The organism is Photobacterium sp. NCIMB 13483 (assembly GCF_003025475.1).
Taxonomy (GTDB): domain Bacteria; phylum Pseudomonadota; class Gammaproteobacteria; order Enterobacterales; family Vibrionaceae; genus Photobacterium; species Photobacterium piscicola.
Map to the genome: position 1 here is coordinate 1 of NZ_PYLV01000018.1, position 13,194 is coordinate 13,194.

Annotated in this window: 12 protein-coding genes; 8 read left to right on the forward strand and 4 right to left on the reverse strand. The window is 40.6% G+C overall.

Translation table 11 applies throughout. The features are described from left to right. Positions 1 to 332 precede the first annotated feature (332 nt). A complete protein-coding gene (locus C9I86_RS13795) occupies positions 333 to 1,676 on the forward strand; it encodes a sigma-54 dependent transcriptional regulator (protein ID WP_206748826.1) in 1,344 nt (447 codons plus the stop codon). 23 nt (positions 1,677 to 1,699) lie between these two features. Here C9I86_RS13795 and mutH read toward each other — a convergent pair whose 3' ends face one another. Further along, entirely contained in the window at positions 1,700 to 2,380 is a 681-nt protein-coding gene (gene mutH, locus C9I86_RS13800; RefSeq protein ID WP_199190797.1) for a DNA mismatch repair endonuclease MutH, read from the reverse strand. A gap of 730 nt (positions 2,381 to 3,110) precedes the next feature. Here mutH and rppH point away from each other — a divergent pair. The 4 genes from rppH to C9I86_RS13820 all read left to right on the forward strand — a co-directional run bounded on the left by rppH (position 3,111) and on the right by C9I86_RS13820 (position 7,730). After that, entirely contained in the window at positions 3,111 to 3,632 is a 522-nt protein-coding gene (gene rppH / locus C9I86_RS13805) for an RNA pyrophosphohydrolase (RefSeq protein WP_080158479.1), read from the forward strand. A gap of 44 nt (positions 3,633 to 3,676) precedes the next feature. After that, positions 3,677 to 5,935 carry a phosphoenolpyruvate--protein phosphotransferase gene (gene ptsP, locus C9I86_RS13810; protein ID WP_107276684.1) on the forward strand — a complete coding sequence of 753 codons (2,259 nt, stop codon included), beginning with the start codon at positions 3,677 to 3,679 and terminating at the stop codon, positions 5,933 to 5,935. Between the two features lie 37 nt (positions 5,936 to 5,972). Beyond that, positions 5,973 to 6,776, forward strand: a complete 804-nt coding sequence (locus C9I86_RS13815) for a sulfite exporter TauE/SafE family protein (protein WP_080158477.1) — start codon at positions 5,973 to 5,975, stop codon at positions 6,774 to 6,776. 102 nt (positions 6,777 to 6,878) lie between these two features. Further along, on the forward strand, positions 6,879 to 7,730 hold the full coding sequence (locus C9I86_RS13820) for a thymidylate synthase (protein ID WP_107276685.1): 852 nt from the start codon (positions 6,879 to 6,881) through the stop codon (positions 7,728 to 7,730). Between the two features lie 121 nt (positions 7,731 to 7,851). On the opposite strand, the gene C9I86_RS13825 is transcribed toward C9I86_RS13820, so the two are convergent. After that, on the reverse strand, positions 7,852 to 8,994 hold the full coding sequence (locus C9I86_RS13825; protein WP_080158475.1) for a Na/Pi symporter: 1,143 nt from the start codon (positions 8,992 to 8,994) through the stop codon (positions 7,852 to 7,854). A gap of 525 nt (positions 8,995 to 9,519) precedes the next feature. Between C9I86_RS13825 and nhaA the strand changes: the two genes are divergently transcribed. From nhaA to nhaR, 3 genes are all read left to right on the forward strand, one after another. Then, the gene (gene nhaA / locus C9I86_RS13830; protein ID WP_080158474.1) at positions 9,520 to 10,677 is read left to right on the forward strand and encodes a Na+/H+ antiporter NhaA; all 1,158 of its coding nucleotides are present in this window, start codon (positions 9,520 to 9,522) and stop codon (positions 10,675 to 10,677) included. A 1-nt stretch (position 10,678) separates the two neighbouring features. Further along, positions 10,679 to 10,921 carry a hypothetical protein gene (locus C9I86_RS13835; protein ID WP_080158473.1) on the forward strand — a complete coding sequence of 81 codons (243 nt, stop codon included), beginning with the start codon at positions 10,679 to 10,681 and terminating at the stop codon, positions 10,919 to 10,921. A gap of 118 nt (positions 10,922 to 11,039) precedes the next feature. Next, positions 11,040 to 11,924 carry a transcriptional activator NhaR gene (gene nhaR, locus C9I86_RS13840; protein ID WP_080158530.1) on the forward strand — a complete coding sequence of 295 codons (885 nt, stop codon included), beginning with the start codon at positions 11,040 to 11,042 and terminating at the stop codon, positions 11,922 to 11,924. Positions 11,925 to 11,996: 72 nt separating this feature from the next. Here the strand turns inward: nhaR and C9I86_RS13845 are convergent, their stop codons facing one another. Continuing rightward, entirely contained in the window at positions 11,997 to 12,650 is a 654-nt protein-coding gene (locus C9I86_RS13845; protein ID WP_107276686.1) for a DUF502 domain-containing protein, read from the reverse strand. A gap of 149 nt (positions 12,651 to 12,799) precedes the next feature. After that, positions 12,800 to 13,060: a 30S ribosomal protein S20 gene (rpsT, locus tag C9I86_RS13850; RefSeq protein WP_036796485.1), complete on the reverse strand. Its 261-nt coding sequence runs from the start codon at positions 13,058 to 13,060 to the stop codon at positions 12,800 to 12,802. Between the last annotated feature and the right edge of the window lie 134 nt (positions 13,061 to 13,194).

The following is a 13,194-nucleotide window of genomic DNA, read 5'->3' on the forward strand; positions in this document are numbered from 1 at the left end:
GCAGAAAGCTTTGTACTACCAGAAAGGCAGGAAAGAAGTTATCCAAGGGCAGTAAAGAAAAGGCCTAGTCGCTATGCGACTAGGCCTTCAAGGAAGCGTAAATTATCTTAATTCACATGCATTACGCCTAATGCGGTGGTTTTTTTTTGTCTCGAAAAAAGAGTCAAAAAAGCGACAAATAGCGATTTGTTTTATAAAAATTCGAGTTACATCAACAGATTATATTACCAAAACCACATTATACTAAACAAGTTGCACTTGTTCGTATATTATTAATAAAGCAGTTGTTAAATACCACTAAAGAGATAATTGCGTTATTAATGGAGGGAAGAATGACTATCGGGATGGTAAAAAAAGCTAAGGCTGTTATTCCTAATACCTTAGTTATTTTTGGCGGTAATAATCAGCAGTGGTTACCAGCAATGGAAAGTGCTGGTTGGTTATGTCATCGTTGTTATGATTTACGAACAGCAGAAACATTACTGTTAGAAATCGGCCCTTGCATTGGTGTTGTTGACCTTAGCCATGATGATTTTAGTATTCATAGCTTTTCTGCAATGGTAAATCGTAATAAACAAGTACGCTGGATTGCGATAGTGCGTGATGAGCAACTTGCCAATGAAGCGATAGGCCAATTTATCGTTAATTTCTGTCTTGATTATTTTTCAGTCCCCGTTCCGCCAGAGCGATTATTACAAACGATTGGCCATCAGATTGGTATGCTTAATTTAGAGCGTAAGGTATGGCCACAATTAGGTAATTTTGGCCAGCAAGGGCTACAAGGCTCTACGGCAGTGATGAAAAAATTGCGCGATCAAGTAAAGCGGATTGCATTAAGTGATGTCTCTGCTGTGATTAGTGGTGAAATTGGAACCGGAAAAATATTAGTTGCTGATGCTATTTTTAAAGCTTCAGCGCGTGCAAAACAGCAGGTAATACGGGTTAACTGTGAAACCATGACCGCTGATTGGATAATAGAGACAGAACATGGTCCCCAATCTGTTTTTGAAGCGGCCAATAATGGGGTGTTAGTGCTTGAAGAGTTTACCATATTAACAGACGCTTGCCAGCAATCTCTGTATCAAGTGTTAACTGAAGGGAGTTACTACGACCCTGATGGTAATGCGATTGCCGTTGATATGCGGGTTATCTCAGTAACACATCACTCGCTTGATAATCTGGTGACATTAGCGACGTTACGACGTGAGTTATATTTCCGCTTAAATGTCGTTTCTATTACTGTGCCGCCGCTACGTGAGCGCAGTGATGATATTATTTTCTTGGCTGAGTTTTTATTATTAAAATATGCACGTCAATATAACAGCGTCGCTAAATACTTATCTGAACAGGCGCAAGCGATGTTATTACAATATCCATGGCCGGGTAATGTGCAGGAGCTTATTTGCCAAATAAAGCGGGCAGTATTGCTTGCGGAAAATAAATGCATTGAAGCGGATCAGTTAGATATTCCTCGCGTAATTGACGATAAATTAAGTTTAAAAAAAGTGCGTGAAGAATCTGAGCGAAATGCATTATTAACCGTATTAGAAAATAATAAAGGGCAGATATCAGCAGCGGCACGTGAACTTGGTGTCTCACGTGCGACGATGTATCGTTTATTAAATAAGCATCAATTAATTCCACCACCGCGGTGTTTTCGTCAAAGTCACGCCTGATTAATCTATTGGAATCAATATGACTAAATAAAATGCCGTTGCAGCAATTGCGCGGTAAATTGTTTTTTTAAGTAGAAGCCACGCGGTAAGGTTTTAATCGGTTGACCATTTGCGCCATAAGCTTCGGTGAGGACTTTACTGTTGGCGGCTTTTGGGCGTAATTGCAGTACTTCACCATGACGGGCGGTGATGGTTTCTACTTGCCCTAACACGATCATATCCATTAACTCTTCCCAATCTTGCTGTAGTTGTGCTTCTTCTTCGGCACTCGGACTCCACAGTAATGCTGAACCAACATGGCGATCTTCAAGTGGAATATCCCGCTCTCCTTCGACGGGGACCCACAATACCCGTGCCAGTTTTTGTCTGATATGACTGCTGTGCCATTGTAAGCCTTGCACTCCAATCAAAGGGGCAACACAAACAAACGTTGTCTCAAGTGGCTTCCCCTGATAACTGATCGGTATGGTTTTTAGTTCTATGCCGAGCTCAATAAAATCGGGAACCGGTTTACTGCCCGCCGTTGCACCGAGGTGCCATTCTAATAATTGACCAACCCAACCTTTATCACGTTTAAGATCCGGAGGGGGAATGATGCCCGCGATTGCGGCTAATTCACCAAGAGTCATGCCAGCCAATTGTTGGGCTCGATTGAGTAATTCAGCTTCTGTTTTTGGCGTTGAACGGATGATTTTTATATTCATAAAGTGTCGTGATAGTCAGTTATATTCAATTTTTTATCGCAATTAATACTATCATATTCGTATGGGTTGGTGGATGAGGATCGGTGTTGATCATTGGTAGTGAATGTTGATTGTGGTTGATCATTGCTGCTGAATAGGCGTTGTAGCAGGGGTTGAGGCTTTTATCTTTGATGACAGGTCGATGTTATTTAATACGAAGTTTAAAATAAAAAGATATCCACAGCTTTTTTTTTGAAAATATTTCATAATAGTATAACTGAGTATTTATACAGTAATAAGTTGTAAAAATAACCATTATGATGCGGTGTTGTTCACAGTGAGGAGGCGGTAATTGTGGGTAACGTCATTATTGGTTGATATTTAACCGATCGTTTTTTGGTGATGTGAAAGTTGTCTTTATTTTATTTTATTATAGCGGTGAATTGGTTTTATATTGATGTTTTTAATAATAAAAATAAAAATTAATTCAATTATAGTGATGCGTGACTAAGGTGTCGTTTGTTACTAAAATCGGCTTTTTTTAGGTTTCTGCACAAATCTATCCACAGAAAGAGTGAATAAATGTGGGACATGTCTCATTTGGCTGTCTGTAAAGTAATCAGTGTGCAAAGTTATCCAGAATCTGGTTTTTATTGTGTAAAACTCGGCGATATTGATGAATGTTTGTTTACCGATCACGTCTACTATGAAAAAATCACTATTAATAGATATTTATACTTGAGGTCGTCCAGTGATTGATGGCGATGGATACCGCCCTAATGTAGGGATCGTTATCTGCAATGGCCATGGCCAGGTATTTTGGGCTCGACGATATGGACAACATTCTTGGCAATTTCCGCAAGGTGGCATTGATGAAGGTGAAACCCCTGAGCAAGCTATGTACCGTGAATTGTATGAAGAAGTAGGATTAACCAAAAAAGATGTCAGGATAATTGCGTCAAGCCGACACTGGTTACGTTATAAATTACCGAAGCGTCTTGTGCGGTGGGATTCAAAACCTGTTTGTATCGGTCAAAAGCAAAAGTGGTTTTTGCTGAGTTTGGAATGCGATGAGTCCAAGGTCAATATGCAGCGTGGTGTAACACCTGAGTTTGATGGTTGGCGCTGGGTAAGTTATTGGTACCCAGTAAGGCAAGTTGTCTCTTTTAAGCGTGACGTATATCGTCGAGCATTAAAGGAGTTTGCAGCTGTTGCAATGCCATTTAAAGAATGGAAAGAACGTAAATTTAAGCGCATTAAAAAACGTAATTAGCAAGTCGAGGTTATTGGCTCACAGGGAACAATTAAAGGCTCGTTATGCTGACACAGCTAAGAGAAATTGTTGACAAGGTTGTCAGCACCCACACATTGATTGATGCATTGGATCAATTAGTTTCCAATACTACTTTGGTAATGAAAACCGATTGTTGTTCGGTGTACATTGCCGATCATCAGCGTCAGGTTTATACCCTGATGGCGACACAGGGATTGAATAAATCTCGACGACGCATTAGCTTACGCTTTGATCAAGGATTAGTAGGATTAGTGGGTCAACGAGCTGAGCCATTAAATGTTGCAGATGCTCGAGTACATCCCCGCTTTAAACATTTACCAGGGATCGGAGAGGAATCTTTTCGATCCTTTTTTGGTACTCCCATTATTCATCAACGCCAAGTTCTCGGCGTTATTGTTGTCCAGCAGCGCGAGCAACGTGAATTTACCGAAAGTGAAGAGTCTTTTTTAGTTACGCTAGCAGCTCAGTTGGCGGGTATTTTAGCGCATGCGAAAGCACAAGGGATGTGGTTTGAAAAAGGCCACCGATTACACCTCACGGGATCAGCTGCATCAACTGGGGTCGCGATTGCCAAAGCATGGTGGGATGACACACAGCCATTATTAGAGCATGTGGCGCCAGCATCATGTTTAGACTGCCATGCTGAACAAGAACGCTTAACCATTGCGATAGATTCTGCGGGTAAAGAATTTCGACGGTTGCGAAAGCGGTTTGATAGCGACTTACAAAAAGAAACTCTCGCCATTTTTGACTTATTTAGTCACCTGCTTAATGATCCTTTGTTACGTAAGGATCTTAAACATCATATAGCTGGAGGGGATCAAGCCGAATGGGCTGTACGGCAAGTGGTTGAAACATATTCAAACCGTTTTGCTAACATGAAAGATCTTTACCTTAAAGAGCGCGCGCGTGATATTCGTGAGTTAGGACAACGGCTATTATATTTTTTATGTGATGATAAACCTAATGAACAACAATGGGATGAACCGATTGTCTTGTTGACTCGTGAATTAACGGCGGCAATGTTAGCCACTGTACCTGCTGGAAAACTAGCAGCAGTGGTTGCTCAAGAAGGCGCGGCTAACTCTCATGCCGCCATTTTATCGCGAGCATTAGGTATTCCGACCATCATGGGAGTCGATTTTACACCTCAAACTGTACACAACAATTTGGTGGTGGTTGATGGTTATCGTGGCGATTTACTGGTTAATCCTAATCGGCATGTGTTGGCTGAGTATCGTCGTTTATTGCGTGAAGATGATGAGCTTGAAAAGATCGTTGAATGCAATCAACAGCAACATGCAGTAACCAAAGATCAGCAGCGGATCATGGTACATATTAATGCCGGATTAAGTGCTGATTCACATTTAGCATTAAACAAAGGCATTGATGGGGTGGGTTTATACCGCACTGAAGTGCCGTTTTTGCTACAACGCAGTTTTCCTTCCGAAGAAGAACAAATTAACCAGTATCGTGCAATTTTGCACACTTACCCCGATCAACCCGTGGTGATGCGAACATTAGATATTGGTGGCGATAAACCATTACCTTATTTATCCATTGAAGAAGATAACCCGTTTCTTGGTTGGCGTGGCATTCGGTTTACGCTTGATCATCCTGAAATATTTATGATTCAAGTACGTGCCATGCTGCGAGCCAGTATTGGGCTGACTAATTTAGATATTTTATTGCCGATGATTTCGGGGATAAATGAACTCGATGATGCTAAAGCCATAATTGAACGAGCATATACCGATGTCGCTCAAACGGCATTAGCGGCAGGACAACAGCTGCATAAGCCTCGAATTGGGATCATGATTGAAGTGCCGTCGATGTTATATCAATTGCATGCTTTAGTTGGACGGGTCGATTTTATCTCAGTGGGGAGTAATGATTTAACCCAATATTTATTGGCTGTTGATCGTAATAATGCGCGGGTAGCGAATGTCTATGATGCGCTTCATCCTGCAGTTTTACATGCCTTAAAACATATTGTCGATAGTGCTAAACGGTATCAATTACCTGTGTGTGTCTGTGGTGAGTTGGCGGGCGATCCTGTTGGAGCGGTGTTGTTAGTCGGTATGGGATATCGTTCGTTGAGTATGAATGCGCGTAATGTCGCGAAAATTAAATATATTTTACGGCATATTAATGGTTCAGATATGACATCATTAGCAACTCAGGCGCTACAAGTTGATGTTGCTGATGATGTTCGTCAATTAACGACAGCATTTATTGAACAATATCAGCTGGGTGGTTTTATTCGTGCAGGTAATAAATAACGGTGGTGTAGTGTGAAAAAATGTGTGGGTGATTATGATGCATGAAAGCGTGATGTGGCTGTTTTTGATGTGTTTAATCTTAGGCTCCGTTGTCGGTTTATTAGCTGGATTATTGGGCATTGGCGGTGGTTTGCTGGTGGTACCAGCATTGGTATGGTTGTTACCGCAAATAGGTATTGAGCCAGCAATGTTAATGCATATTGCACTTGCAACTTCACTCGCAAGTATCGTAATGACATCAATGGCTTCTGCCCGCAATCACTTTAGATTGGGAAATGTTGATTTTTCAGTAGTTAAAGTGTTGGCGCCTGGCATTATTATTGGTGGCCTTGGCGGCAGTGTGGTGGCGGAATTAGTGCCTGCGCAGTATTTGCCAAAAGTGTTTGCAGTGATCGTATTGCTGCTTGCTCTACAAATGATGTTATCGTTGCGAGTTACCCATTCTCGACCACTTCCGAGTCCGCTGGCATCAGCGATTGGCGGCGGTGTAATTGGCTTATTATCTAGTTTAGCGGGTATTGGTGGCGGGTCATTAACTGTGCCGTATTTAAGCTATTTTGGCATTGAAATGCGACGAGCTATTGGTTCGGCCTCACTGGTTGGGTTCTTGATTGCCATTTCGGGCATGATTGGTTTTATCTTTGCTGGTGTCGGTAGTGCCGATTTACCGGCATATAGCCTGGGCTATGTATATTTACCTGCATTAGTAGGGATTGCCGCCACTTCAATGATGACCACGCGCTATGGTGCGGCATTGGTGACGCGTTTACCAACAGCAACGCTTAAAAAGCTGTTTGCGATACTGCTGCTTATTATTAGTATTAAAATGTTCTTGAGTTGATATCGGCTAGATTTAATTTTGTTATCTTCTGATAGAATTAAGAGTAACGACTTTTCGACGCCTAGCTTTTGCTGGGCGTCATTAATTTAACGGGTAGGATAAATGAAACAGTACTTGGCGTTGTGTCAGCGGATCGTTGATGACGGTGTGTGGATTGAAAATGAACGAACTGGTAAACGTTGCCTGACAGTGATTAATGCTGATTTAACCTATGATGTTGCTAATAATCAGTTTCCACTAATTACTACCCGTAAAAGTTTTTGGAAAGCCGCGATTGCTGAATTGCTAGGTTACTTACGCGGTTATGATAACGCGGCACAATTTCGTGCTATTGGCTGTAATACGTGGAATGCCAATGCTAACGATAATCAAGCATGGCTTAATAATCCGTACCGTAAGGGTGAAGATGATATGGGGCGTGTTTATGGCGTTCAAGGTCGTCGCTGGCAAAAAGCCGATGGAACGGTTATCGATCAATTGAAGAAGATTGTAGATGACTTAACTAAAGGGATTGATGATCGTGGTGAAATTCTCACGTTTTATAATCCAGGTGAGTTTGATATGGGCTGTTTGCGTCCATGTATGCATACTCATACGTTTTCATTGTTAGGGGATACGTTGTATCTCACCAGTGCTCAACGTTCTTGCGATGTGCCGTTAGGGCTTAATTTTAACCAAGTCCAAGTATTTACTTTGTTGGCGTTAATGGCGCAAATTACGGGTAAAAAACCAGGTCAGGCTTACCATAAAATCATTAATGCTCATATTTATGAAGATCAATTACCATTAATGCGCGATGAGCAACTAACCCGTACACCATTTGCATCACCACAATTAATTATTAACCCTAAGATCACTTCGTTAGAAGATTTAGAAACATGGGTAACCTTAGATGATTTTGAGGTGGTGGGTTATGAGCATCATGCGCCAATTCAATACCCATTTTCAGTATAACAATACGATTATCTAGCTCGATGATCATAATTTATTGATGGTGAATTAGAGATAACAAAAAGCCCCGCACAATTGCTTGTGCGGGGCTTTTTATTTTGTGCTATTTAACTTAGCGTAACGATTAAGCAGTAAACGCTAGGATTGAACCTGGGATTGCAATGAACACTAGGCCAAGGTAACCCGCAACAGCGGCTTTATTCTTCGTTGCTAAATCGCTAAGGAAGAACGCGCACTTAAGTGGAATTTCACGTAAGAACGGTACGCCGTAAATCAATACTGTCGCTAACACGTTAAAGCATAAGTGCACCAGTGCAATCTGTAGTGCAAACACTGAATGTTCGCCTGATACTGCCGTTGCTGCTAGTAGAGCTGTGATACACGTACCGATATTTGCACCAAGGGTAAACGGGTAAACTTCACGTACTGTTAATACACCTGTACCAACAAGAGGTACCATCAAACTTGTTGTTGTTGATGATGACTGCACAAGTACGGTTACCGCAGTACCAGAAGCAATACCATGTAATGGACCACGACCGATTGCGCTCTTTAAAATATCACGTGCACGACCTACCATTAGGCCTCGCATTAGGCGACCCATTAACGTGATAGAGACAAAAATTAACGCAATACCTAGAACGATCAGACCAAAACCACCGTTATGACCAAATACTTCTAGTGGGCCTTTTACTAAATCAACGGCTGGTTGCGTTAACGGCTTCATGAAATCCATGCCGTTCATGCTCATGTCACCCGCTTTTAAGAACGGTGACACTAACCAACCTGATAACTTATCAAGAATACCAAACATCATTTCCAATGGTAGGAAAATGGCAACCGCTAATAAGTTAAAGAAATCGTGTACCGTCGCACTTGCAAATGCGCGGCGGAATTCTTCTTTACAACGAGCGTGACCTAAACTAACTAATGTATTTGTTAATGTGGTGCCAATGTTAGCACCCATTACCATTGGAATAGCCGTTTCGACAGGTAAACCACCCGCCACAAGACCAACGATAATTGAGGTTACTGTACTTGATGATTGAATAAGTGCGGTAGCAATCAGACCAATCATTAAGCCTGCAACAGGGTGAGAGGCAAACTCAAATAATGTTTTTGCTTGTTCGCCTACAGACCATTTAAAGCCGCCGCTGACCATAGATACAGCAACGAGTAACAAATATAGCATGAACGCTAGGTTGGCCCAGCGGACCCAACGCATAGAGCTGAACTTAGATGCAGCAGTAGTGGCTTGGGTAGTCATAATCATTTCTCCATGACAGGAATATGTCGTTTTGGTGTCATTTTGTTGAAATCTGCGTGAATAGTAGTTTGGTTATATTTCAGAAATATTACACTGAGTGTCATAAATGGATATTTGTTTGGGGTTTGTCAGGGAAATGAGAGGGCAACCGATTAAATTATACAATGTCAGGTTGCATTAATATGCCCTAGTAGATTGTTTCTAATTGGTTTTTAATTGTTTTCAATATTTTTTGTTTTTAGCGTTAAAAATTACAAAAATATACTTATTAAAAGTAAAATTTTGCGATTTATTTTGTTTTTAGTATAAAGATAATGAAAAACGACAACTTAACAGTACGGATATAGTAGCGCTATAACCACAACCTTTCGGTTTTACCGAGTATTTATATCTATACAAACGATTTTTCAGTTAGTAAGACTGCCGTTTACACTAAATTTAATTGAGATGACCAAGTATTTAGCTAACCTATAAGTTAGGGTTGCTTGGATCGCGTGAACAATATAGTTAAAGGAGTAACGGTTGATGACCGATGCTATTCGTAAGTTTCTTAAATTAGAATCAGCTGGCGGTATTATTCTTATTATCGCCGCATTAATTGCAATGGTTATTGCTAACTCACCATTGGCATCGTTATATACCGATACGCTACATAGCTATATTGCAGGATTATCAGTAGCACATTGGATCAATGATGGTCTGATGGCGATTTTCTTTTTCTTGATTGGATTAGAAGTGAAGCGTGAGCTGATTGAAGGTGCGCTAAATACTAAAGAAAAGGCTATTTTTCCTGCTATTGCTGCGGTGGGCGGTATGATTGCCCCTGCGTTAATCTATACCGCATTTAATTACGGCGATCCAATGGCAGTTAAAGGCTGGGCGATTCCAGCGGCAACCGATATTGCTTTTGCATTGGGTGTGATGGCATTACTGGGTAACCGTGTTCCGGTAAGTCTAAAAGTGTTCTTATTAGCATTAGCCATCATTGATGACTTAGGCGTGATTGTTATTATCGCTTTATTCTATAGTTCTGATTTATCAACTATTGCGCTCACCGTGGCCTTTGCTGCAACAGCGACACTGGTTATTATGAACCTCAAAAATATCACCAGTATTCCACTGTACTTAATTGTCGGTGCTATTTTATGGTTCAGCGTGCTGCAATCAGGTGTTCACGCCACATTAGCGGGTGTTGTGTTAGGTTTTGCAGTGCCATTAGCGGGCAAAGATGGCCGTACAGATACCCATTCACCGCTTAAAACAATTGAGCATGCATTACACCCTTATGTTGCTTTCTTAATCTTGCCATTATTTGCATTTGCAAATGCGGGAATTTCATTAACAGGGGTATCACTGGCAAGCCTATCGTCAATGTTACCTGTGGGTATTGCAGCTGGATTATTTATTGGTAAACCTGTCGGCATATTTACTGCATGTGTTATTGCAGTGAAAACAGGATTAGCTAAATTACCAGATGGAATTAACTTTAAGCATATTTTTGCAGTGTCAGTACTGTGTGGCATCGGTTTTACCATGTCGATCTTTATTTCATCACTGGCATTTGTTGGTGCAGACGAGAGTTTTGCAACTTATTCACGACTTGGAATCTTATTAGGTTCAACAGTTGCCGCTGTCGTTGGTTACATAATGTTGAGTAAAACACTACCTAAATCAGAGGTGTAATATGAAAACGTTGCTAGTTATTATCACGTGTTTATTTTCACTACCCAGTGTTGCTGCAGATTATCAGCAGTGTATTAATGGCGATCGTTCTGAGTTATGCCAAGCGTACTTACAAGGAATCAACGACGCTAAAGCGACAGTCGTTAAAACAACGACAGTTGATAATGAAAGTACATTTCGTCAACGAGCATTAGAACAGCGTGGCGGCGAACGAGTACGTAACTTAGAACGACAGCAACGTTAATTACAATTTAAATACGACCTTGGTTTGATTTTATTGTAATTTATGCCGTCAAAGATTGAACAGCCCAGAGGCACAGCGTAAGCTTTGCCGCTGGGTTTTTTTATTTAAAATAGCGGCAATGTCTCACTTAAATTATAACCATCTTTATTATTTTTGGATGGTCTGCAAGCAAGGTTCAGTAACGAAAGCTGCTGATGCATTATTTCTAACCCCACAGACGGTGACGGGTCAGATTCGATCATTAGAAGATCGCCTCAAAGGTAAGCTAACTAAACGCGTTGGACGTAATATTGAACCAACAGAGCTTGGTCAATTAGTGTTTAAATATGCTGATAAGATGTTTGATTTAAGCTATCAAATGCTCGATCGCATTAATTACACTCAACGAGATAACCAATTATTTGAAGTGGGCGTGGCTGATGCGTTGTCAAAACGGTTAGTGAGTCAAGTGTTGCTAGAAGGCATTCCTAACGATCAACGCATTCAATTAAGTTGCTTTGAATCAACCCACGAAATGTTGTTAGAGCAGTTATCTCAACATAAATTGGACATGATTTTATCGGATTGTCCGGTGAGTTCGACCCAAAACCCAGGTTTATACAGTAAAAAATTGGGTGAATCAGCGATGAGTTTTTTTTGTACCGACGATTTATCTGATGCAGATTTTCCGGCGTGTATTGAAGATTATAAGTTGTTGGTACCCAGTCGCCGTTCCGCAATGGGACGCAAATTGCATCAATGGTTTGATCAACAAGGCATTACGCCAAATATTTTAGGTGAGTTTGATGATGCTGCGCTAATGAAGGCGTTTGCTTGTTATCATAAATCGATGTTTATCGCGCCGTCTATTTATGCCGATGAATTGACTAGCAATAGTCGCCTTTATGAAGTAAAGCGAGTGACAGATATTTGTGATGAATATTTTGTTATTTTTGCTGAGCGAATGATCATGCACCCAGCAGTAAAACGCATTTGTGCCGCTGATTTTAGTACATTATTTTAATGTATTGATGATCTATTAACGCCTTATACATTTCAATTAGAAACAATAATAGTAAGGCGTTAATCGTTGCTACTATAACGGTGTTTTTGTCGTGGTAGCGTCGGTAGTGGTTTTTTCTTTTTCTTTTTCTTTTTCTTTCTCTTCTTTATCTTTGGCTGAAATTGAAATGCCGGCCGTTAAGTTATAACGCATTGCATCTTCAAACGACCAATCAACGAGCGTTAAGTCCTCACGTTTCACCAGCGTTGTAATCCCCGCGATTTGATAGCTAAGTGGAAACAATACCGGTACCCAATTTCCATCAGGTAATGCGTTTGTAAGCGGTTCTGGCGTGTCGTTAGACATAATGAACCCTACTACGTAGGTATTATTAGCTTGATGCACTAGCACGGTTTGCTGGCTCTTATTTTTATTGTCACTGCTCATCAGTGAGGCAATATCATTAATACTGCTATAAACCGTTTTAAAAAATGGAAATCGCATCAATTGGCGAATCACAAAATCATATAGCCATGCGATAGGGCTGACAGAAAAAAGTAATCCAGCAACGAACAATAAGATCAAAATGAGTAAAAAACCCGCACCTTTGAAGAGTTCGGTAATGTGAACTAGACCAAATAAAAAATTGCCTACTTCATCTAATGACTCAAAAAGTGACCAGAATAACCAAATACTTAATACTAGCGGCAGAACGTTGAACAAGCCGCGTAACAGCGTTTTTTTCATTTTATGCTCGAAGATGTGAAATAAATTCAGCTATAAAATTAACAAGATTTTGTCTCTAAATGCTAGTTTTATAGGCAATGGTTAATAAATAGACATAAAAAAACCGACCCTAAGGTCGGTTTTTTTTAATCTAGACTCATTAATTAAAATTAAAGAGCTTTGATTTTCGCTGTTAGACGAGCTTTGTGACGTGCAGCTTTGTTCTTATGGATCAGGCCTTTAGTAGCCATGCGATCCATAACAGGTTGCATTTCAGCGAAAGCTTGTGTTGCAGCTTCTTTATTACCAGCTTCAATAGCGATAATTACTTTCTTGAAGAAAGTGCGCATCATAGAACGACGGCTAGCGTTATGCTGACGACGTTTTTCTGAAGTTAGTGCACGTTTCTTAGCAGATTTGATATTTGCCAAGGGTGTAACTCCCAAATCTTGGTATGGTGACAATTTAAGGCCGAGGACTATGCCCTTAATCTTAATCATTGTCAAATGATTCGTGCAAATAACCGCCATACCAATCTAGTTGGCACTTGCGGATTAACACGGTT

Excerpts from the sequence above, each read along its gene's own strand:
- ptsP (WP_107276684.1), top strand. The coding sequence starts at position 3,677 with ATGCTGACACAGCTAAGAGAAATTGTTGACAAGGTTGTCAGCACCCAC.
- C9I86_RS13845 (WP_107276686.1), bottom strand. The coding sequence starts at position 12,650 with ATGAAAAAAACGCTGTTACGCGGCTTGTTCAACGTTCTGCCGCTAGTA.
- C9I86_RS13820 (WP_107276685.1), top strand. The coding sequence starts at position 6,879 with ATGAAACAGTACTTGGCGTTGTGTCAGCGGATCGTTGATGACGGTGTG.
- C9I86_RS13815 (WP_080158477.1), top strand. The coding sequence starts at position 5,973 with ATGCATGAAAGCGTGATGTGGCTGTTTTTGATGTGTTTAATCTTAGGC.
- C9I86_RS13835 (WP_080158473.1), top strand. The coding sequence starts at position 10,679 with ATGAAAACGTTGCTAGTTATTATCACGTGTTTATTTTCACTACCCAGT.
- C9I86_RS13825 (WP_080158475.1), bottom strand. The coding sequence starts at position 8,994 with ATGACTACCCAAGCCACTACTGCTGCATCTAAGTTCAGCTCTATGCGT.
- nhaA (WP_080158474.1), top strand. The coding sequence starts at position 9,520 with ATGACCGATGCTATTCGTAAGTTTCTTAAATTAGAATCAGCTGGCGGT.
- nhaR (WP_080158530.1), top strand. The coding sequence starts at position 11,040 with ATGTCTCACTTAAATTATAACCATCTTTATTATTTTTGGATGGTCTGC.
- mutH (WP_199190797.1), bottom strand. The coding sequence starts at position 2,380 with ATGAATATAAAAATCATCCGTTCAACGCCAAAAACAGAAGCTGAATTA.
- C9I86_RS13795 (WP_206748826.1), top strand. The coding sequence starts at position 333 with ATGACTATCGGGATGGTAAAAAAAGCTAAGGCTGTTATTCCTAATACC.